The 21038-nt window shown below is 64.0% G+C and carries 24 protein-coding genes; 17 read left to right on the top strand and 7 right to left on the bottom strand.

What is annotated here, in order from left to right:
* Positions 1-70 precede the first annotated feature (70 nt).
* Together GC127_RS12885 and GC127_RS12880 are read left to right on the top strand one after the other, a co-directional pair.
* Positions 71-1087 (top strand): ribose-phosphate pyrophosphokinase, encoded by a 1017-nt coding sequence (locus GC127_RS12885; protein ID WP_037297258.1) that lies wholly within the window; start codon positions 71-73, stop codon positions 1085-1087.
* A gap of 33 nt (positions 1088-1120) precedes the next feature.
* On the top strand, positions 1121-2023 hold the full coding sequence (locus tag GC127_RS12880; RefSeq protein WP_151978461.1) for an EamA family transporter: 903 nt from the start codon (positions 1121-1123) through the stop codon (positions 2021-2023).
* A gap of 214 nt (positions 2024-2237) precedes the next feature.
* On the opposite strand, the gene GC127_RS12875 is transcribed toward GC127_RS12880, so the two are convergent.
* Together GC127_RS12875 and GC127_RS12870 are read right to left on the bottom strand one after the other, a co-directional pair.
* Entirely contained in the window at positions 2238-2930 is a 693-nt protein-coding gene (locus tag GC127_RS12875) for an NUDIX hydrolase (RefSeq protein WP_151978459.1), read from the bottom strand.
* 21 nt (positions 2931-2951) lie between these two features.
* Positions 2952-3326, bottom strand: a complete 375-nt coding sequence (locus tag GC127_RS12870) for a DUF983 domain-containing protein (protein WP_232279158.1) — start codon at positions 3324-3326, stop codon at positions 2952-2954.
* 239 nt (positions 3327-3565) lie between these two features.
* Here GC127_RS12870 and GC127_RS12865 point away from each other — a divergent pair, with 239 nt between their 5' ends.
* The 4 genes from GC127_RS12865 to GC127_RS12850 all read left to right on the top strand — a co-directional run bounded on the left by GC127_RS12865 (position 3566) and on the right by GC127_RS12850 (position 5574).
* Positions 3566-4057, top strand: coding sequence for an EF-hand domain-containing protein (locus tag GC127_RS12865; protein ID WP_081507864.1), 492 nt, complete (start codon positions 3566-3568; stop codon positions 4055-4057).
* A 74-nt stretch (positions 4058-4131) separates the two neighbouring features.
* A complete protein-coding gene (locus tag GC127_RS12860) occupies positions 4132-4725 on the top strand; it encodes an RNA polymerase sigma factor (RefSeq protein ID WP_151979737.1) in 594 nt (197 codons plus the stop codon).
* On the top strand, positions 4709-5071 hold the full coding sequence (locus tag GC127_RS12855; RefSeq protein ID WP_232279157.1) for a hypothetical protein: 363 nt from the start codon (positions 4709-4711) through the stop codon (positions 5069-5071). Before GC127_RS12860 ends, GC127_RS12855 begins: the two co-directional genes overlap by 17 nt.
* Positions 5071-5574 carry a periplasmic heavy metal sensor gene (locus tag GC127_RS12850; protein ID WP_008279805.1) on the top strand — a complete coding sequence of 168 codons (504 nt, stop codon included), beginning with the start codon at positions 5071-5073 and terminating at the stop codon, positions 5572-5574. Before GC127_RS12855 ends, GC127_RS12850 begins: the two co-directional genes overlap by 1 nt.
* A gap of 6 nt (positions 5575-5580) precedes the next feature.
* Here GC127_RS12850 and GC127_RS12845 read toward each other — a convergent pair whose 3' ends face one another.
* Positions 5581-6528 carry a GlxA family transcriptional regulator gene (locus GC127_RS12845; RefSeq protein WP_151978457.1) on the bottom strand — a complete coding sequence of 316 codons (948 nt, stop codon included), beginning with the start codon at positions 6526-6528 and terminating at the stop codon, positions 5581-5583.
* Between the two features lie 78 nt (positions 6529-6606).
* Between GC127_RS12845 and GC127_RS12840 the strand changes: the two genes are divergently transcribed.
* The 6 genes from GC127_RS12840 (at position 6607) to GC127_RS12815 (ending at position 13973) form a co-directional block, all read left to right on the top strand.
* On the top strand, positions 6607-7521 hold the full coding sequence (locus tag GC127_RS12840; protein ID WP_151978455.1) for a 3-keto-5-aminohexanoate cleavage protein: 915 nt from the start codon (positions 6607-6609) through the stop codon (positions 7519-7521).
* Positions 7518-8279 (top strand): SDR family oxidoreductase, encoded by a 762-nt coding sequence (locus GC127_RS12835; RefSeq protein ID WP_151978453.1) that lies wholly within the window; start codon positions 7518-7520, stop codon positions 8277-8279. The genes GC127_RS12840 and GC127_RS12835 overlap by 4 nt, the downstream gene beginning before the upstream one ends.
* A 14-nt stretch (positions 8280-8293) precedes the next feature.
* Entirely contained in the window at positions 8294-9703 is a 1410-nt protein-coding gene (locus GC127_RS12830; RefSeq protein WP_151978451.1) for a carnitine 3-dehydrogenase, read from the top strand.
* Position 9704: 1 nt separating this feature from the next.
* Positions 9705-10865, top strand: coding sequence for an acyl-CoA dehydrogenase family protein (locus tag GC127_RS12825; protein ID WP_081507859.1), 1161 nt, complete (start codon positions 9705-9707; stop codon positions 10863-10865).
* Between the two features lie 277 nt (positions 10866-11142).
* Positions 11143-13191 carry an acetate--CoA ligase family protein gene (locus tag GC127_RS12820; protein ID WP_151978449.1) on the top strand — a complete coding sequence of 683 codons (2049 nt, stop codon included), beginning with the start codon at positions 11143-11145 and terminating at the stop codon, positions 13189-13191.
* Positions 13188-13973 (top strand): carnitinyl-CoA dehydratase, encoded by a 786-nt coding sequence (locus tag GC127_RS12815; protein ID WP_151978447.1) that lies wholly within the window; start codon positions 13188-13190, stop codon positions 13971-13973. The genes GC127_RS12820 and GC127_RS12815 overlap by 4 nt, the downstream gene beginning before the upstream one ends.
* 286 nt (positions 13974-14259) lie before the next feature.
* Here the strand turns inward: GC127_RS12815 and GC127_RS12810 are convergent, their stop codons facing one another.
* Positions 14260-14715: a GAF domain-containing protein gene (locus tag GC127_RS12810; protein ID WP_037297256.1), complete on the bottom strand. Its 456-nt coding sequence runs from the start codon at positions 14713-14715 to the stop codon at positions 14260-14262.
* A 132-nt stretch (positions 14716-14847) separates the two neighbouring features.
* On the opposite strand from GC127_RS12810, the gene GC127_RS12805 reads away from it, so the two are divergent.
* Positions 14848-15312 (top strand): N-acetyltransferase, encoded by a 465-nt coding sequence (locus GC127_RS12805; protein ID WP_008279795.1) that lies wholly within the window; start codon positions 14848-14850, stop codon positions 15310-15312.
* 6 nt (positions 15313-15318) lie between these two features.
* On the opposite strand, the gene GC127_RS12800 is transcribed toward GC127_RS12805, so the two are convergent.
* Positions 15319-16491, bottom strand: coding sequence for an acetyl-CoA C-acyltransferase (locus GC127_RS12800; protein WP_151978445.1), 1173 nt, complete (start codon positions 16489-16491; stop codon positions 15319-15321).
* 94 nt (positions 16492-16585) lie between these two features.
* Between GC127_RS12800 and GC127_RS12795 the strand changes: the two genes are divergently transcribed.
* The 3 genes from GC127_RS12795 (at position 16586) to GC127_RS12785 (ending at position 19220) form a co-directional block, all read left to right on the top strand.
* The gene (locus tag GC127_RS12795; protein WP_151978443.1) at positions 16586-16924 is read left to right on the top strand and encodes an STAS domain-containing protein; all 339 of its coding nucleotides are present in this window, start codon (positions 16586-16588) and stop codon (positions 16922-16924) included.
* A 50-nt stretch (positions 16925-16974) separates the two neighbouring features.
* On the top strand, positions 16975-17421 hold the full coding sequence (locus tag GC127_RS12790; protein ID WP_254700100.1) for an ATP-binding protein: 447 nt from the start codon (positions 16975-16977) through the stop codon (positions 17419-17421).
* A 221-nt stretch (positions 17422-17642) separates the two neighbouring features.
* Positions 17643-19220, top strand: coding sequence for a gamma-glutamyltransferase family protein (locus GC127_RS12785; RefSeq protein ID WP_151978439.1), 1578 nt, complete (start codon positions 17643-17645; stop codon positions 19218-19220).
* Positions 19221-19258: 38 nt separating this feature from the next.
* On the opposite strand, the gene hspQ is transcribed toward GC127_RS12785, so the two are convergent.
* Entirely contained in the window at positions 19259-19585 is a 327-nt protein-coding gene (gene hspQ / locus GC127_RS12780; RefSeq protein WP_008283234.1) for a heat shock protein HspQ, read from the bottom strand.
* Positions 19586-19775: 190 nt separating this feature from the next.
* Between hspQ and GC127_RS12775 the strand changes: the two genes are divergently transcribed.
* Positions 19776-20381: a lytic transglycosylase gene (locus tag GC127_RS12775; protein WP_151978437.1), complete on the top strand. Its 606-nt coding sequence runs from the start codon at positions 19776-19778 to the stop codon at positions 20379-20381.
* Positions 20382-20406: 25 nt separating this feature from the next.
* On the opposite strand, the gene GC127_RS12770 is transcribed toward GC127_RS12775, so the two are convergent.
* On the bottom strand, positions 20407-21012 hold the full coding sequence (locus tag GC127_RS12770; RefSeq protein WP_008283232.1) for an outer membrane lipoprotein carrier protein LolA: 606 nt from the start codon (positions 21010-21012) through the stop codon (positions 20407-20409).
* Between the last annotated feature and the right edge of the window lie 26 nt (positions 21013-21038).

Below are 21038 nucleotides of genomic sequence, written 5' to 3'. Positions count from 1 at the left end.
TGAGCATGACCACATGCTAAGCGGTGTCAACATCACGAATCTGTCATATTGCACAGCCGGGGACCCCATCATGCCAGCCACATCGCAACCGAAGCTCATTTCGGGCAATGCCAACCTGCCGCTTGCCACGGCGATTGCCCGGCGGATGTCGATGCATCGCGGGGTCAATGTGGGCTTGGTCGACGCCCGTGTCGAACGCTTCAACGATCAGGAAATCTTTGTCGAGGTCTACGAGAATGTGCGCGGCGAGGATATGTTCATCATCCAGCCCACCTCGAACCCGGCCAATGACAACCTGATGGAGCTTCTGATCATGGCCGACGCGCTGCGCCGGTCGTCGGCGGCGCGGATCACCGCCGTAATCCCCTATTTCGGCTACGCCCGTCAGGATCGCCGCTCCAAGGCGCGTACGCCGATTTCGGCGAAACTTGTCGCCAATATGATCGTCGAGGCCGGGGTAGAACGCGTGCTGACCATGGACCTGCACGCCGCGCAGATTCAGGGCTTTTTCGATATTCCGGTGGATAACCTCTACGCCTCGCCGATCTTTGCGCTCGACATCATGACCCAGTTCAAGGGCCGGATGCAGGATGTGATGGTGGTCTCGCCCGACGTGGGCGGTGTGGCGCGCGCGCGCGAGCTGGCCAAACGGATCACCGCCCCTCTCTCGATCGTGGACAAGCGCCGCGAAAAGGCGGGCGAGGTGGCGGAAATGACCGTGATCGGCGATGTGACAGACAAAATCTGCATCATTGTTGACGACATGTGCGACACCGCTGGCACGATGTGCAAAGCGGCCGAAGTGCTGATGGAAAACGGCGCATCCGAGGTGCATGCCTATACCACCCATGGCGTCATGTCTGGACCGGCGGTCGAGCGGATCACCAAATCCGTTCTGAAATCCATGGTCATCACCGACACGATCCTGCCCACCGAGGCAGTGCGTGCCACGCCCAACATCCGCATCATCCCGACAGCCCCCGTCTTTGCCCAAGCCATCCTGAACATCTGGAATGGCACGAGCGTGTCGTCGCTCTTTGACACGCCGACGCTCGAGCCGGTCTATGAGGGCCAGTTTGGCGGCTAAGCGAGCCGCGCCCGAACGCGGCGCGTGACGGGCATGGAGCCGTGGATCTTTCTCTCGATTGCAGCGGCAGCGTTCCAGACGCTGCGTTTCATGCTGCAAAAACACCTGAGCATGGGCGCGCTCAGCGCAGGCGGCGCAACGCTGTCGCGGTTTTTCTACTCCGCACCTTTCGTGGTGGCGCTCTCGTTGGTCTATCTGGCTGCAACCGGTGCCACTTGGCCGGGCTACACCCCGCTGTTCTGGGCCTATGCGATTTCGGGCGGGCTGGCGCAGATTCTCGCAACATGGTGCGTGGTGGCGCTCTTTGCAGAGCGTAATTTCGCCGTGGGCATCACCTTCAAGAAAACCGAAGTGGTGCAGACGGCGCTTGTCGGCCTTGTGATTCTGGGCGATCGAATCACGTGGCTGGGCCTTGGCGCGATCCTCTTGGGGCTGATTGGTGTGCTGATCCTGTCGGAAACGCCGGGATTTGAAGGGCGTTGGTGGCGGCGCTTTGGCAATCGTGCCGCAGCGCTTGGGCTGGCCTCAGGCGCGTTCTTTGCGGTCTCTGCCGTGGGCTATCGCGGCGCCACGCTAGAGATTGCCAGCGCAGACCCGCTATTGCGGGCCGGTCTGTCGCTGATGATGGTGACGGTGATGCAGGCCGTGGCCCTCACGCTTTGGCTGATGTGGCGCGAACCGGGCCAGGTGGGGCGCGTCATCGCAGCGCGGCGCACGGCAGTCTGGATGGGGCTGACCGGCATGGCGGGCAGCCTCTGCTGGTTCACCGCCTTCACGCTCCAAAACGCGGCGATGGTCTTTGCGGTCGGACAGGTCGAGGTGATCTTTTCGCTCTTCGCCTCGGTGCTTTTCTTTGGCGAGCGCATCACCCGGCGCGAAGGCTGGGGCATTGCGCTGATCACGCTCTCGGTGATCGCGGTGGTGGCGCTTAGGTAAGGTGCGTTTGGCCCCTAGCGTTGAGCCGCGCGGTGCCTGACCGCGGGAGGGCGCTGCAACAGAAGTGATGGGCAGTTTATGCCTGCCAAGTCTTCCGCGGGTTCAATGAGATGAGCCGCTGCAAAGGCGCCCGCCCGGGGGGCGGTCGGGCGCCGCGCGGCGGTGCCTGCGGCACCTTGATTCCGCGCAAGAGGAAACTCGGGGAGGTCCCCCGTCACCCAGACGCCGCGCCCTTCAGCCGCAAGAACAGGCTCTCTTCGTCATCATTGCGAAAGAACGGCACAGATACAGGCGGATTGCGGTCATGCGCCCGCGCCGTGACCTCTGCCAGCACCACCTCGGTGATGAACGGCAGATCAAACCGGCGCGCCTCTTCCAGCGGGATCCACTGCAGATGGCTTAATTCTTCGCAGGCGGCGGAAAAATCATCCGGGTCCCCCGCCAACGCCTCGGCATGCACCAAAAAGAACCGCGCATCGAACCGGCGCGGACGCCCCGGCGGGGTAATCGCGCGAAACACGAATTGCAGCGGATCGGCCACCGGCACCAGACCGCGCGCGGCAAAGCCTTGCCAATCACCGGGCACATCACCCGGCCATGCGCCGGGCATTCCAAGCGCCAAACCAGTTTCTTCCCACAACTCGCGGATGGCGGCGGCGGCAATCGCATGGCTCAGATCGCGCTCACAATCCTCGGTCAGGCGCGCAGCGCAAAGCGGCGGCAGGGGGCGCACAAGCGGAATTTCGGCATCGCCCGCATCCACGGCCCCTCCGGGAAAGACGAATTTGTTGGGCATAAACGCCGCTTCGGCCCCGCGCTGCCCCATCAGAACATGCGGCCGCTCTGGATCACGCAGCACAATGACGGTTGCGGCGTCTCGAATAGCGGTCTTGTCGATTGCGCTCATGCCTGCCCCTTTGCGGCGGGGCTAGTGGCTCTCTTTGAACCCATGCATCAGCCGCGCCCATTGAAAGGCCACAATGGCCCCCTTCAATCGGGGCAAAAGGTAGAGCGACAGCGCGATGGTGCCAATAGCGAATATCGTGAACAGCACCAAAGGCTCGGGCCGGAACTGGACAAAGGCAATATGCAGCAGCGGTGCCATCAGATGCCCCACGATCAGAATCGTCAGATAGGCCGGGCCATCATCAGCGCGCGCATGGCTCAGATCCTCGCGGCACACAGGGCAGGTATCGCGCAGCTTGAGATAGCTGCTCAGAAGCGGGCCACTGCCACAGTTCGGGCATTTCCGGGAAAACCCCCGGCGCACCGCAGGCCAAAGGGCGCGGTCAGTCTGTGTCATCGTCGTATCGCCCATGAGAAGCCTCGCTTTGCGTTTGCGCAAACATGGCGCACGCGGGACATAGAGGAAAGATGACAGACCGTCCTTGCGGCGCGATGTCGCAAAGCCTGCACCGCATCTGCAAAAAATTTCATCCCTTGCGACGGAGCGGCCCGCGCCCCGCGTAAGAGACCTTAGAAACGCCCCAACGATCCGGGCGCTTCACGACAAGGCATCAAATCCCTGAGGGAGAGACGATAATGCAAAAGACAGTTCTGATGGTGGGCCTGACAGCGGCGATTCTGGCCGGTGGGCTCAGCGTGGCACAGGCCGACAGCCACAAGGGCAAGATGGGCAAAGGCATGGGCATGCAGCACAGCTTTGAAGAGCTGGACGCCGATGCCGATGGCAAGATCACGCCAGAAGAGATGGCCAACCACATGCAGGCGCGGTTCGAAGGTGCCGATAGCGATGGCGACGGGGCCCTGTCCAAAGACGAGCTGGTCGCCCGCATGACTGAACGTCAGGCCGAGCGCATGGCCGCCTATGCCGATCACATGATTGAGCGGCACGATGCCAACAGCGATGGCATGCTCAGCCCCGACGAGATGCAGGCCCGCAACAAGGGCAAAATGTTCGAAAAGATGGACGCCGATGGCGATGGCGCGATTTCCGAGGAAGAGTTTTCCCAGATGCGCGCCCAGCACGGCAAGCATCACGGCATGATGAAAGACAAGAAGGCCAGCGAGTAACATCTTGCGGCGCGGGGATACCCCCGCGCCGGGCCTCTGGTCAGGGGCCGATCCGAAGGATACGCTAAAGGGTGATGCGCATGCCATTCGACGCCATGGAGGATCTGCCCGATGACGCGCTCTTGGCGCGGTTCGCGGACGGTGACGGCATGGCCGCGCGCCTCCTCACGCTGCGCCTGACACCGCGCATCATGGCGCATGCCTACCGCCTCTTGGGCAACCGCACCGAGGCCGAGGATGTAGCGCAAGAGGCGCTCTTGCGGCTCTGGCGTCAGGCCCCCGATTGGCGACCCGGCGAGGCCAAGGTCAGCACTTGGCTTTACCGCGTGGTGGCCAATCTTTGCATCGACCGGCGCAGGCGGGCGCGCGGCGGCAATCTGCCGCTTGATGCGATACCAGAGCCCGAGGATGAACAGGCCAGCGCCGCCGAACGGATGCAGGACCGCGCCCGCGCCGACGCGCTGCAATCCGCGCTCGATCAGTTGCCCGAACGGCAACGCCAAGCGGTGGTTCTGCGCCATATCGACGGGTTGGCGAACCCCGAGATTGCCGAAATCATGGACGTGACCGTCGAGGCGGTCGAAAGTCTGACCTCACGCGGCAAGCGCGCACTCAGCGCGCTTCTGGCGGGGCGACAAGAGGAGTTGGGATATGTCGATGAGCGATAAGGATCAGGATATTGGCGGGCTTGGCGCGTTTTTTGACGCCGCCCGCGCCCATCCGCCCGCACCGTCGGCAGAGTTGCTGGCGCGCGTGCTCAGCGATGCCGAGGCCGAACAGGTCTGGATCACCCGCCGGACTGAGGCCGCCCGCGCCGCGCCGCGCTCTGGTCTTCTGGAACAACTCTATCGCCTCTTGGGCGGTTGGCCCGCTATGGCCGGGCTGACAACGGCCGTTGTGGCGGGCGTCTGGATCGGCACCACCCTGCCCGAGGGGCTATCTGGCAGCAACGAGGCGGCCTATCTGGTCGATATCACACCCGAAGCGGTGTTTGAACTGGCAGGAGATTTCTGATGACAGAGCAGCAGGGCACTGGCCGGACCAAGCCTTGGGTGCGGGCGCTTTTGGTGGCCTCTCTGGCCCTGAACCTTGCGGTGGCGGGGTTGGCAGCGGGCTGGGCGCTGCGCCATGGCGGCGATCACGCCGGTCATCACCCCTCGCGGCTCGATATGGCCGGTGGGCCGCTCACGCGCGCGCTCTCGGATGCCGACCGCCGCGCCATAGGCCGCGCGATGCGGGACGCATGGCGCAGCCGCACGAACAACGGCCCAAACATCGGCGAGAGTTTCGACGCGCTTGTGATCGACCTGCGCGCCGTGCCGTTTAACGCTGACCGGGTCGCGGCCCAGATGCGCACCCAGCGCGATGGGTTCGCCGCGCGCTTTGAGATGGGACAGGAGGTGCTTTTGACACATCTCGCCGCCATGTCCGACGCCGACCGCGCCGCCTATGCCGACCGGCTCGAGGCGCAGATCGCCGAATACCGCGCCAAACGCGAAAAACATCGAAAGGACTGACAGCGCTCAGCCGTGCCGCAAAGCACGCGGCGTGGTGCCATACTGCCGCCGCAGCGCGCGGGTCAGCGCCGCAGGCGATTCGTAGCCCGAGCGCAGCGCAATCTCCGCCATACCCAGACGCGTGTTCTCGACCAGCTTGCGCGCCGCCGCCAAGCGCAGATGCCGGTACACCGCCCCCGGCGGTGCCCCAAGGCCCGCCCGAAACCGTCGATCCAGCGTGCGCGGCTGGCACGATAACCGCCGCGCCAGATCGCTCAGCGACAAGGGCCGCTCGACATGATCGCGCATCAATCCCAGCGCCCGGCGCACCAGCGGATCGCCCACGGCCACATCCTCGCGCGTCGGGGTCACTGGCGGATCGCCATGCAGAAACAGCGCCTCGACATCCAGCCGCACCGCCATGCCCAAGTGATCGCTGATCAGCCCCAGCGTCAGATCAAGCGCCGACATCGCCCCCGCACAGGTCATCCGCGTGCCATCGCGCAGCACCCGCGCGCGCTCTGGCGTGACCGTCAGAAACCGCTCGGTAAAGGCATCCAGCAAATCCCAATGCACCGTCGCCCGCCGCCCATCCAATAGCCCCGCCGAGGCCAAAAGCCACGGCCCGCTATCCAGCCCCACCGTCACCCCCGCCCGCCGCGCCGCCGCTTGCAACGCGCGCCGCGCGGCGGCAGTGTCGTGCCGGTCGTGATCATAACTCGCCAGCACAAAAAGGTAATCGCAGGCCGTCAGCGCCCCCAACCCGCCATGCGCCAGCACCTCGATCCCACTGGACGAGCGCGCAGGCGCGCCGTCCAACGTCAGGATCTGCCAGTCAAAGCCACGGCGCGGCCCCAGCGTATTGGCGGCGCGCAGCGGCTCCAGACAATTGGCAAGGCACAGGTTTGAAAACCTGTCAAAGAGCAACAGCGCGATACGCACCGGGGCGTTTGGTGATTTTGTCCATTCCAGCATGATTATTGTCTGATACCGCAAAATCAAAAGCCATACCAGCACGCTAGGCTGGCCCCAACACACAAACCGGAGGATGCCATGCCGCTCACCATGAACCGCGAGGTTTTCATTACCTGTGCCGTCACCGGATCGGGCGCCACCCAAGACAAAAGCCCGCATGTCCCCCGCTCGCCCAAAGACATCGCCGAAAGCGCCATTGCCGCCGCCAAGGCAGGGGCCGCCGTGGTGCATTGCCATGTGCGCGACCCCGAAACCGGCGCGCCCTCGCGCGATCTCAAACTCTTTCGCGAATTGACCGACCGCATCCGCGACAGCGACACCGATGTTGTGCTGAACCTGACGGCGGGCATGGGCGGCGACATGATCTTTGGCGGGGTGGAATCCCCCCTGCCCCTCTCGCCCAAGGGCACCGATATGGCAGGGGCAACCGAACGTGTCGCCCATGTCGCCGAATGCCTGCCCGAGATTTGTACGCTCGACTGCGGCACGATGAATTTCGCCGAGGCCGATTATGTGATGACCAACACCCCCGGCATGTTGCAGGCCATGGGCCGGATGATGACCGAATTGGGCGTAAAACCCGAGATTGAGGCGTTTGACACCGGCCACCTCTGGTATGCCAAGCAATTGGTCAAGGATGGCATTCTGGAACCCGATGCGCTGGTGCAGCTTTGCATGGGCGTGCCATGGGGCGCGCCGGATGATCTCAACACCTTCATGGCGATGGTCAACAACGTGCCAGACACTTGGACCTTTTCCGCCTTTTCGCTGGGTCGCCACCAGATGCCCTATGTCGCGGCGTCGGTGCTGGCAGGCGGGCATGTGCGCGTCGGGCTCGAGGATAACCTCATGCTCGACCGTGGCGTGCTGGCCACCAATGCGCAACTCGTGGAAAAGGCAAAGGGCATCATCGAAGGGCTTGGCGCACGCCTCATGACCCCCGCCGAGGTGCGCCAGAAACTGCGCCTCACCAAACGGGCCCCGCGCGGATGAGCCAGCGCGTCGTGATCACCGGCGGCGCGTCGGGGATCGGGCGGCGCTTGGCCGAACGCTTTGCCGCGCGCGGCGACCGGGTGGCGATTTGCGATGCCGATGGCGATGCGGTGGCCCTTATGCAGGCTGACCACCCTTTGATGATCGCCCGTCAGGCGGATGTGACCAACGAGGCGCAGATGACCGCCTTTCTGGGGCATGTCGAGGCCGCATGGGGCGGGGCCGATGTGCTCTGCGCCAATGCTGGCACCGGCGGCCCCGCAGGCCGGATCGAGGATCTCGATTATGCCGCATGGCAGGCCTGTGTTGGCGTCAATCTCTTTGGCACCTTTCTCGCCTGTCGCTGGGCGGCGCGGGTGATGCGGGCGCAAGGCGCGGGGCTGATCCTGATCACCACCTCCACCTCTGGCCTGCACGGCGTGCCCTACCGCACCCCCTATGTGGCCGCCAAATGGGGGCTGGTGGGGCTGACCAAGACACTGGCGATGGAGCTTGGCCCCGCCGGTGTGCGCGTCAACGCCATCGCCCCCGGCGCGGTCGAAGGCCCCCGGATGGAGCGTGTGGTGGAAATGGAGGCCCGCGCCTCGGGCCGGACCGAGGATGAGGTCCGCGCGCTCTATGCGCGGGGCACCAGCCTGCGCACATGGGTCACGGCGGATGATCTGGCGGATATGGCGCTATTCCTCGCCTCCCCCGCCGCAAGCAAGGTAACGGGCCAGATCCTGGCCGTGGACGGACATACGGAGAGCATGGTGTGATGAAGGATGGTGTGATGACGAAAACAGCAGCAATCATCGGTGGCGGTGTGATCGGCGGCGGCTGGGCTGCGCGTTTCCTTCTCAATGGCTGGAATGTGCGGGTGTTCGACCCAGATCCCGAGGCCGCCCGCAAGATCGACGCCGTGCTGGCCAATGCCCGCCACGCCCTGCCCATGCTTTATGACGTGGCCCTGCCCGCCGAGGGGCACCTGACCTTTCATACAACCCTATCCGAAACCGTCATGGGCGCGGACTGGATACAAGAAAGCGTGCCCGAACGGCTGGACCTGAAACACAAGGTCTTCCAAGCGCTGCAAGAGCATTGCGACGCTGGGGCGATCATCGGCTCCTCCACCTCAGGCTTCAAACCCTCGGAATTGCAAGACGGTGCCGCGCGCCCCGAACAGATCGTCGTCACACATCCGTTCAACCCGGTCTATCTCTTGCCCCTCATCGAACTGGTCACGACCGAGAAAAATCCCCCCGCCCTCATCACCCGTGCCAAGGATATCCTCACCTCGCTCGGTCATTTCCCGCTGCATGTGCGCCGGGAAATCGACGCCCATATCGCCGACCGCTTCCTCGAGGCGGTGTGGCGCGAGGCGCTCTGGCTCGTCAAGGACGGCATCGCCACCACCGAGGAAATCGACAACGCCATCCGCTACGGCTTTGGCCTGCGCTGGGGGCAAATGGGCCTCTTTGAAACCTACCGCATCGCGGGCGGCGAGGCGGGCATGAAACATTTCATCGACCAGTTCGGCCCCTGCCTGTCGTGGCCCTGGACCAAACTCATGGATGTGCCGGAACTGACGGATGAACTGGCCCAGATGATCGCCGATCAGTCCGACGCGCAATCCGGCCACCTCAGCATTCGCGAACTCGAACGCAAACGCGACAATAACCTTGTCGCCATGCTGCGCGCGCTGCGCCAACAGGGCAATGCAGCGGGGCGGCTGATCAACCAACACCAGCAGACGATCAAGACCACCCTCACCGACGGCCCGCCCATCACCAGCGCCCGCCGCGTCATTCCCGCCGACTGGACCGATTACAACGGCCATATGAACGAAGGGCGCTTTGGCCAGCTTTTCAGCGATGCCGCCGATGCGGTGATGACCCATGTCGGGGCCGATACCGCCTATATCGCGGGCGGGCTGAGCTATTTCACTGTCGAGAACACCATCAGCTTTCTCGCCGAGGCCCATGCCGGCGAGCATATCCGCGTCGAGACGCGCGTCACCCAAGGCGAGGGCAAGAAACTCCGCTGCTTCCACGAAATGAAACGCGAGAGCGATGGCGCGCTCTTGGCCACCTCGGACCAGTTCATGCTGCATGTGGATCTCAAGTCCCGCAAATCCTGCGATCCGCGCGCCGATGTGCTGGCGCGGGTCGTGGCATTGGCCAAACAGCACAAGGAGGCCTAAGATGCATTTCGGACTGACCGACGAGCAAGAGATGATCGTCGGAGCGGTGCGCCGCTTTGTCGAGAATGAGATATACCCCCATGAGCCCCTTGTTGAGCGCACCGGCGAAGTGCCCCCCGAAGTGGCCCAAGCCATCAAGCAAAAAACCATCGACCTTGGGTTCTACGCCTGCAATTTCCCCGAGGCCGTCGGCGGCGCAGGGCTGAGCCATCTCGAGTTTGCCCTTGTCGAGCGCGAACTCGGGCGCGGTTCCATGGCGCTCACGCATTTCTTTGGGCGACCGCAGAATATCCTGATGGCCTGCACGGGCGAACAGATCGAGCGTTACCTCTTGCCAGCGGTGCGCGGCGAGCGGATGGATGCCCTTGCGATGACCGAACCGGGCGCCGGATCAGACGTGCGCGGCATGAAATGCGCCGCCCGACGCGACGGGGGTGACTGGGTGCTCAACGGCACCAAACATTTCATCTCGGGCGCGGATCACGCCGATTTCGTCATCGTCTTTGTCGCCACCGGCGAGGATCAGACCGACAAGGGGCCCAAGAAACGCATCACCACCTTCCTCGTGGATCGCGGCACGCCGGGCTTCACCATCCGCGACGGCTATAAATCCGTCAGCCATCGCGGCTACAAGAACATGGTGCTCGAATTCGACGATTGCCGCCTGCCCGATGCCCAGGTTCTGGGCGAGGTGGATGGCGGCTTTGCCGTGATGAACGAATGGCTCTACGCCACCCGGATCACCGTGGCCACGATGGCGGTCGGGCGCGCACGCCGCTGCTTTGACCACGCGCTGCGCTACGCGGCAGAGCGGGAACAATTCGGGCAGGCCATTGGCAAATTCCAAGGCGTCAGCTTTCAGCTGGCCGATATGATCACCGAAATCGACGCGGCCGATCTTCTGACCCTCAACGCCGCGTGGCGTCTGGATCAGGGCCTGCCCGCCAACCGCGAGATCGCCAGCGCCAAGCTCTACGCCTCCGAAATGCTGGCCCGCGTCACCGATGCCACGCTGCAAATCCACGGCGGCATGGGGCTGATGGATGACCTGCCCATCGAACGCTTCTGGCGCGATGCACGGGTCGAACGCATCTGGGACGGCACATCCGAGATTCAGCGCCACATCATCAGCCGCGAAATGCTGCGGCCCCTCGGCGCATGAGACGGATCGCCGCCTGCGGCGCCGACACGCCGGGGGGCGCCGCCCCCCGGACCCCCCGAGGTATTTTGGGCCAGATGAAACAGGCGCACCCCCTGCCCGTTACGGACAGGGGGCTTCACCTGGCGCGGTCATCGGCTCCTCAGCCTGTACCGCCCTGTCAAACTGCCGCAAAATGGTTAACCAACCCTTTCATCTGGCCCAAAATACCTCGGGGTGAATGGCCCGCAGGGCCAGAGGGGCAGCGCCCCTGCTCTTCTCTTGTCCAAAGTGCCACACGATGACCCGTGATCTTTCCCGCCTGCTGAGCCCCGCCTCCATCGCCGTGATCGGCGGCGGCACATGGTGCGCCAATCTTATCCGACAATCTGTGGCCATGGGCTTTGCCGGGCCGGTCTGGCCGGTGCATCCGACCAAGGCAGAGATCGGCGGCGCGCGCGCCTATCCCGCGCTATCCGCCCTGCCCGGCGTGCCCGATGCGGTCTTTGTCGGCGTCAACCGCGACGCCACCATTGCCACCATCGCGCAGCTTCGGGAGATGGGCGCGGGCGGCGCTGTCTGCTTTGCCGCAGGTTTTCTCGAGGCCGAGGCCGAGCTGGGCGACGGCGCTGAGATGCAGGCGCGCCTGTTGCACGCCGCGGGCGACATGCCGATCATCGGCCCGAATTGCTATGGCTTCGTCAACTATCTCGATGGCGCGCTCCTCTGGCCCGATCAGCATGGTGGGCAACGCTGCAAGAGCGGCGTGGCAATCCTCACGCAAAGCTCGAACATCGCGATCAATCTCAGCATGCAGGCGCGCGGCCTGCCCATTGCCTATCTGATGACCGTGGGCAATCAGGCACAGCTGGGCCTGTCGGCGCTTGGCCGCGCGCTGTTAGAGGATCCCCGCGTCACCGCCCTTGGCCTGCATATCGAGGGGGTGGGCGATCTGCGCGCCTTCGAGGCGCTGGCAGAGGCGGCGCGCCGGGCAGGCAAGCCCATCGTCGCACTGAAATCCGGGCGCTCGGATCAGGCGCGCGCCGCCACGCAATCGCACACCGCCTCTTTGGCCGGGAGCGGGGCCGGCGCGGCATCCCTCTTGGCGCGATTGGGAATTGCGCAGGTCACGTCCCTGCCGCAGATGCTGGAGACCCTGAAGCTCTTGCATTTTGCAGGCCCGCTGCCCGGCAATGCCGTGGTCTCGATCTCTTGCTCGGGCGGCGAGGCAAGCCTGATGGCCGACACCGCCCTTGATCACGCCCTCACCCTGCCACCGCTCACGCCAACACAATCCCGCGCGCTGCGCGCCGCACTTGGGCCACGGGTGGCGCTGGCCAACCCCTTGGATTACCACACATTCATTTGGGGCGACGTGCCCGCCATGGCCGCCACCTTTGCCGCCGCTCTTGATGGCCCTGCCGATATCGGCGTGATGATCGCTGATTTTCCACGCCCCGACCGCTGTGATCCCTCCGCTTGGGACTGTATATTCGAGGCAGGCGCAGAGGCGCAGCGCCGGGTGGGCAAACCGCTCGCGCTCATCGCGACCCTGCCCGATTGCCTGTCAGAGAGTGTGGCCGAGCGCGCCATTGCAAGCGGATTGATCCCGCTTGCCGGGCTGGATGATGGGCTCGCCGCCATCGCCCGCGCCGCGTGGCTGGGACAGGGGCGCAGCACGCCTTTGCCGCTCCTCTTGCCCGGCACGCCGACGCAGCCCCGCACCCTGACCGAGGCCGAGGCCAAGGTGGCGCTCGCCGCCCACGGGCTGCGCATCCCACAGGCGCGCCGTGCCGCAACACCCGCCGAGCTTACCGCAACCCTTAGCGACATGCCCTTGCCACTGGTCATCAAAGCCGAAGGGCTGGCGCATAAGACCGAGGCAGGCGGCGTGATCTTTGTCCACCACGCGGACGACCTTGCCGAGGCTCAGGCCAAGGCCCGCGCCATGCCCTGCCAAAGCTGGCTCATCGAAGAGATGATCGCGGCCCCTATCGCGGAACTGCTGATCGGAGTGCTGCGCGATCCGGCGCATGGGTTTGTGCTGACCTTGGGCGCAGGCGGCACGCTGACCGAAATCCTGCGCGATACAACCAGCCTGCTCTTGCCGGTCACAGAGGCCGACCTCACCCAAGCCCTCAGCCACCTGCGCACAGCACCCCTGCTGGGCGGCTATCGTGGCCAGCCCGCCGCCAACCACGCCGCCATTCTGCGGGCGGTCATGGCCGTTCAGGACTATGTGATCGCCCATGCCGCGACCCTCGAAGAGGTGGAAATCAACCCGCTCCTCTGCACCGCATCGGATGCGGTCGCCGTGGATGCGCTCATCACCAAGGGAGAGAGACCATGACCGACACGCCCATTCGCACCGAACGCAACGGGGCCGTGCTTGAGGTGACATTGGATCGCCCACGCGCCAACGCCATAGACGCCGCCACCAGCCGGATCATGGGCGAGGTGTTCCGCGACTTCCGCGACGATCCCGACCTGCGCGTTGCCATCCTGACCGGCGCGGGCGGAAAATTCTTTTGCCCCGGCTGGGATCTCAAATCCGCCGCCGAGGGCGAGGCCCCCGACAGCGATTATGGCGTTGGCGGCTTTGGCGGATTGCAGGAATTGCGCGGGCTGAACAAGCCGGTGATCGCCGCGATCAATGGCATCGCCTGTGGCGGCGGGCTGGAACTGGCGCTCTCAGCAGATATCATTCTGGCCGCAGATCACGCCACCTTCGCCCTGCCCGAAATCCGCTCGGGCACCGTGGCCGATGCGGCCAGTGTCAAACTGCCCAAGCGTATCCCCTATCACATCGCCATGGAGCTTTTGATCACGGGCCGCTGGTTCGATGCAAAAGAGGCCGCGCACTGGGGGCTGGTCAACCACATCCACCCCGCCGACCGGCTGATGGACGAGGCGCGCGCCATGGCCCAGACCATCGCCGCCGGCCCACCGCTGGTCTATGCCGCAATCAAGGACATCGTGCGCGAGGCCGAGGCCATGCGCTTTCAGGATGCGATGAACCGCATCACCCGGCGACAGTTCGAGACTGTGGATACCCTCTACGCCTCGGACGATCAGAAAGAGGGCGCGCGCGCCTTTGCCGAAAAACGCGATCCTGTGTGGAAAGGGCGCTGACGAGGTTTCGATTGGCCAGAGCGGGGAATGGCCTGAAGGCGACATTGGACCTGTGCGATGAGCCGCGCGGTCGCTGGGCCGGGGACTAGCGATGCAACGGCAGTGACTGCCACTTAATGCAAGCAAAGTCCGTATGACTTGAAAGAGATGCGCTACATCTCAAAATCGCTAGGCCGCGGGACGGCCCAGCGATCGCGCGGCGCCCTTCGGGCTTGATTCCGCGCGTAAGCGCTTGGGGCCAATGTCCGCTTCAGGCCAAAACCCGTCCTGCCTCCTCACAGCCGCTTCAAATCCGCCCGAACACAGCCGCCAGAATCTCGCTCAGCCGCGCCGCATCCTCTTCGGTAAAGGCCGCCGGTTGATCGCTGTCGATGTCGAACACCGCAATCAGCCGCCCCGCCCCGTCGCGCACCGGCAGCACAATCTCTGAGCGCGTGGAACTCGCACAGGCGATATGATCTGGAAATGCCTCGACATCCGGCACCAATTGCACCGTGCCCGTGCGCGCCGCCGCACCGCAGACACCGCGCGAAAACGGGATGCTCAGGCAGCCATGCCCGCCCTGATAAGGCCCGATCTTGAGCATCTCAGGCGCGGTCACACGGTAAAACCCGGTCCAGTCGAACCGATCATCCGCATGGTGCACCTCGCACACCACCGTAGCCATGAGCGCAACGGCGTCGCTCTCCCCTTCGGTAAGCGCGGCGATGGTGCGGGCGATATGGTCATAATCAATACGCATGACAGCCCTATGCCACGGCCCAAGCGCCAAGGCCAGAGCCCGCATGCAGCCTTTGGGTTGCATCCTGTGTCCACCCATGGCAGAGACGCGCCCGCGATAAAATTACGACATGGACTATAAGGAATACGACAGATGTCCCGGCTGACCCTGCACCGCAACCAGACCCGTGATCTTGAACCTCTGGCACGCCTTTTGACCGACAAGGATGATCTTGCGCTGGTCAATCCACAGGCCAGCCATCCGTTTGACGCACGCGAATGGGCGCTGAAATGGGTGGGCGACCTTGAGGACGAAACCTTTTATCTCTGTGATGAGAACGGGCAAGAAGTGGGCTTTTTCGCCCTGCGCGTGGGCGTCGGCCCCGAGGTGCGCCACCTCACCTATGTCTTTGTCGAAGAACGCATGCGCGGCGGCACCGGCGAGGTGCTCTTGTCCCTCGCCGAAGAGGCCGCCCGCCAACTCAAGGCGCTGACCATCACCCTCAAGGTCGAACTCGACAACGCGCCCGCGCTTAACCTCTACCGCAAGGCGGGATACGAAGAACTGTCGCGCCGCCGGGGCATGGCCACCATGCGGCGCGATCTCGAGGCGGCCTGAGGGGCGTCAGACCCGCTCAATCGCAATCGCCGTGCCTTCACCGCCACCGATGCAGATGGCGGCCACACCACGGCGCAGCCCGCGTGTTTCCAACGCATTGAGCAGCGTCACCATGATCCGCGCGCCGGACGCCCCAATCGGATGACCCAGCGCACAGGCCCCACCATTGACGTTAAGCCGCTCTCGCGCCACGCCCATCTCGTGCATGAACGCCATGGGCACCACCGCAAAGGCCTCATTCACCTCCCAGAGATCGACATCCGCCACGCTCCAGCCCAGCCGGTCCAAGAGCTTGCGCGCCGCAGGCACCGGGGCGGTGGTAAAAAGGCCGGGGGCCTGCGCATGGCTCGCGTGCCCCATGATCCGCGCGCGCACCTGAAGGCCCCGCGCCTCGGCCGCCGCGCGCGACGCCAGCACCAGTGCCGCAGCACCATCGCTGATCGAGCTGGAATTGGCCGCCGTCACCGTGCCCCCCGGCCGAAACGCTGGTTTCAGCGTCGGGATTTTTTCGGGCCGCGCCTTGGCGGGTTGCTCATCCGCAGAGATCACCACCTCGCCCTTGCGCCCCCGCACCGTCACCGGCGCAATCTCACGCGCGAACGCCCCCGAGGCTTGCGCGTCCAGCGCGCCTTGCAACGAGGCCAGCGCATAGGCATCCTGCGCCTCACGGGTGAATTGAAACGCCTCGGCGCAATCCTCGGCAAAGGTGCCCATCAGGCGGCCCTTGTCATAGGCATCCTCTAGCCCATCAAGGAACATATGATCGACCACCTGCGCATGACCGAGCCGCGCGCCGCCCCGCATCTTGGGCAAAAGATAGGGCGCGCCCGACATCGATTCCATGCCGCCCGCGATCATCACCTCGGCATGACCCAAGGCAATCTGGTCAAAGGCCATCATCGCCGCCTTCATCCCCGACCCGCACATCTTGTTGAGCGTCGTGGCAGGCACCTCCTCGCCAAGCCCCCCCAGAAAACCGGCCTGCCGCGCCGGGGCCTGCCCCTGCCCCGCAGGCAGCACACAGCCCATCAAGACCTCGTCCACGGTCTCAGCCCCGGCATCCAGCAGTGCCGCGCGAATCGCAGCGCCGCCCAGTTCTGCCGCCGGCACACCATCGAAATCGCCCTGAAATCCACCCATGGGCGTGCGCGACGCCCCGGCAATCACCACCTCTTGCATCTTTGCCTCCTCGCAAATCCTGATCCTGCATACCGAATGGTAAGGAATTGGGTCTAGCGTGCCCTGTATTACTACGTATCCTGCCGGAGGCACCATGGATCTCAACACCACGCATCATCCTGACATGACCATCATCACCGTCGGCGAGGCGCGTATCGACGCCGCCGCCGCCATCCGCTTCAAGGACGCCATGCGCGCCGCTACGGCCAGCGGGGTGGGGCCAGTCGTGCTCGATCTGGGCAATGTCACTTTTGTGGATTCCAGCGGGCTGGGCGCCATCGTCGCCGCGATGAAACAGATGGGCGGCGAGCGGCGGCTCGACCTCGCCTGTCTTACCCCCGATGTGGCCAAGGTGTTTCGCCTCACACGGATGGATACGGTGTTCACCATCCATGACGATCTGCGCAGCCTCCAATCCCGCGCAACAGGGTGATCGGGCAGGATGGGCGGCCCCATGATGACCCTTGCCAGAGGTCGCGCGCCGTGATCCCCGATCCTGCGGGTCAGCACCTCACGCTTCACACCCGTGCCTCAAACCTCGCCGTGCGCGAGGTGCTGGCGCGCACCCGCGACTGGCTGCACGCCTGCGCCATGCCCGATGAGGCATGTGGCACCGTCGAACTCGTGCTGGCCGAGGCGCTGAACAATATCGTGGAACATGCCTACCCGCCCGAGACCCCCGGCGACATCCAGATCGCGCTTGCGCTTCATCCGGCCCGGCTTGTCGCCATACTCAGCGATCAGGGCGCGGCCCTGCCCGGCCTTTGCCCCCCCGACGGCCTCTTGCCCGAGCATGACGTCGCGCGCGGTGCCTTGCCCGAGGGCGGGTTTGGCTGGTTTCTGATTCGCGATCTTACCGAGCGGATCGACTATCGCCGCGCCGCCGGATGCAACCATTTGACCCTCGAATTCCACCGCGCCCCGCTCTGACACAACCCTAGGGTTAGACCGCCGCAATCTTACCTTAATCCCGGCCAACTCGCGCCGCAGAACCCCGTCATACCGAAACCTGTAGCTGCATATGGCTTCCCTCGGCGTCGCGTGTAATTGCCCCCACCCAGCGCGCGGCGTCGAGGCTTACTCTTCTCCCCCGATTGGCAAAGCCGCAAACTGCGCCTAGTGTCCCCCCATCACGGACACAAGGACAAGACATGCGCGACTTTCACAAGCCCGGCCGCTCGGCCACCTTTTCCACCAACGGAATGTGCGCGACCTCGCACCCGCTTGCGGCCAAAACCGCCATCGACATTCTCGAACGCGGCGGCAACGCCATGGACGCCGCGATTGCAGGCGCGGTCCTCTTGGGCATTTGCGAACCGCAAATGACCGGCATCGGCGGCGATTGCTTCGTCCTCTTCACCAAACCGGGCGATCCCACCATCCACGCGCTCAATGGCTCTGGCCGCGCGCCCGCCGGGGCCTCTGCCGCCGCCCTGCGCGCCGCAGGCCATGACACCGTACCACTTCAAAGCGCACATGCCGTCACCGTCCCCGGTGCAATTGACGCCTTTTGCCGCCTCAGCGCCGATCACGGCCGGCTTGGCCTCGATACCCTCCTCGCCCCCACGATCCGCTATGCCGAAGAGGGCGTGCCAGTGGCCTCCCGTGTCGCCTTTGACTGGCCCACGGCGGGTGCCGCGCTTCAGGGTCATGGCCTCACCCATTACATGCCCTCAGGCACGCCGCCCACAGCAGGCCAGATGTTCCGCGCCCCCGGTCAGGCCGAGGTGCTGCGCCGCATCGCCCGCGACGGGCGTGCCGCCTATTACGAAGGCGAAGTGGCCGAGGACATCATCACCACGCTCAACGCCTTGGGCGGCACCCACACAGCGGCCGATTTCGCCAACCAACACAGTGACTATACCACCCCGGTCAGTGGCGAATACAAAGGTGCCAATCTGGTCGAGCATCCACCAAACGGCCAAGGTGCCACCGCGATTCTGCTGCTCAACATCCTGAAACATTTCGACATTGCCGGAATGGACCCGTTTGGCGTCGAACGCACCCATATCGAGGCCGAAGCGACCAAACTGGCCTATGACGCGCGCAACCGCTTTATCGCCGACCCCGATCACATGCGCAAACTCGACTATATGCTCTCAGACGAGACCGCCGCAAAACTCGCCGCGCTGATTGATCCCAAACGCGCCATGGCCGCCGCCAAACCCCTGACCGAGGCCGTGCATCGCGACACGATCTATATCACCGTGGTGGACCGTGACCGCATGGCGGTGTCATTGATCTATTCCATCTTCCACGGTTTCGGCTCTGGCATCGCGTCTGAAAAATTCGGCGTTCTGCTGCAAAACCGTGGCGCAGGCTTTACGCTGGAAGAGGGGCATCCCAACGAACTCGGCGGCGGCAAACGCCCGATGCACACGATCATTCCCGGTATGTTGGTGGAAAATGGCCGCGTGACCATGCCCTTCGGCGTGATGGGCGGCTCGTATCAATCAACGGGCCATGCACGTCTAGTGTCGAACCTGCGCGATTTCGGGATGGACCCGCAATCCGCCATCGACGCGCCGCGCGCCTTTGCCGATCCTCTGGGCCTCAACCTTGAGCGGGGCTATGGCGACGCTGTGGCGCAGACCCTCGCCGATATGGGGCACGAGATCCTGCGTATGCCCGGCCCCATTGGCGGCGCGCAGGCGATCTATATCCATGACGATGGCGTGCTTGAGGGCGGCAGCGACCCGCGCAAGGATGGCTGCGCACTTGGCTATTGAGCATGGGCTAGGGTGGGTGCAAACCCACCCTAGCCCACTCAATTCAACTGAAAATGCAGCGGATAATGCCCATCCTCGAACGGACCAAACAGGTCCGGAATATCGGGATGCCCCACCGGCTCGCCGGAATAATCGGCGACAAGATTCTGTTCACTCACATAGGCCACATAGTAGCTTTGCTCGTTTTCCGCGAGCAGGTGATAGAACGGCTGTTCCTTGGATGGGCGGCTATCCTCAGGAATCGAGGCATACCATTCCTCGGTATTCGAGAATTGCGGATCGACATCAAAGATCACCCCGCGGAACGGGTGTTTCTTGTGACGGACCACTTGGCCCAGATGGTATTTTGCACGTGTTTTAATCATATCGCGTTTGCCCCTAATACCAGAGTGTAAACCTTTCAAGGGTGGTTTGTCCAACAGTCGGCTGAATCATGCGAGAAACAGTCTGTGAACGTAGGCGTTACAGCGCCGCAGCGCGCAACCGCGGCGAATTCGTGATTTCCCCCGGCCAGAATTTCCAGTAAACTGCATAAAAAAAGAGAGCGAGAGGCAAATGAGCAGAACTCTTCGCGCGTTGATGGTGTTGTTTGTGCTGGCTTCCTGCGGCGGTGGCGGCACGGGCTATGGCACCGCCCCGCGCAATCTAGACCACGCATGCGCCATTCTGGACGAGCGCCCCGAATACGCCCGCGCCTTCCGCGCGACAGAGCGGAAATGGGGCGTGCCCGCCCATGTGCAGATGGCCACGATCTATCAGGAAAGCAAATTCATCAGCGATGCGCGCACCCCGTTTCGCTGGACCCTTGGGGTGATTCCCACGGGCCGGGTCAGTTCGGCCTATGGCTATAGCCAGGCGCTGGACGGCACATGGGAGGAATACCAGCGCGAAACAGGCCGGTTCGCGTCTCAGCGCACCAATATTGCGGATGCCACCGATTTCATGGGCTGGTACATGGCCAAATCCAACCAGAGCCTTGGCATCCCGCTCACGGACGCGCGCAACCAGTATCTCGCCTATCACGACGGGCGCACCGGCTATGCCCGCGGCAGTTTCAACAGCAAGCCGTGGCTGCTGCGCGTCGCCGACAGTGTCGAAACCCGGTCACAAAATTACCGCGCGCAGCTTGGCACCTGTGCTCTTGGGCGCGGTCTGATCTGATCCTTGCTGGGCCTGCGGCGCGGGCTCAGCGATCCACCCGCATCCGCTCTTTGCCCGGAATGACGAAACTCTCGTCATTCAGCCGCACATCGCGCTGCATATCGCCCAGAACCACCGTGGTCTGGCTGCCGCTGCCGTCATGGATCACCCATTGACGCAATTCCACGGGGCTGCCGGTAAAGACCAGATCAATACTGCCATACTCAGGATTCGCCGGGTCTTGCGCGCGCACCGTGGTCGAGGTGCCGTCGCTCGCATGTCCCACCACCATCCGCTCGCGCGTCAGGTCCACATTGCGCGCCAGGATGATTTTCAGCGGCGTGCGGTGAAGTGGATAGCCCACCGGCCCATCATTCGAGCGCGGGTCGATGATCCCCACCGTATCGCCATCGGCCACCACCAGCGCCTGTTCGGGCGGATCGTATTCAAACCGCACCCGACCGGGGCGCTTGATCAAAATCCGGCCCGTGCTGATCGTGCCATCCTCGTTGATCTGGGTAAACGCACCTTGGGCGGTCCGCAAACCGTTCAGATAGTTTGAGATTTCCGGCAAAGACAGCTTTTCCGCCGCCGCCGGGAGGGCCATCGCCGCCCAGAGGACGGGAACCATAAGAAAACGCATCTTGTTCATACCCCAAAGATAAGACACCCCGCGCG

It is taken from the genome of Roseovarius sp. EC-HK134 (assembly GCF_902498815.1).
Lineage (GTDB): Bacteria > Pseudomonadota > Alphaproteobacteria > Rhodobacterales > Rhodobacteraceae > Roseovarius > Roseovarius mucosus_A.
Note: the sequence above shows the minus strand (reverse complement) of the source record. Positions and strands in the feature narration are given on the sequence as shown.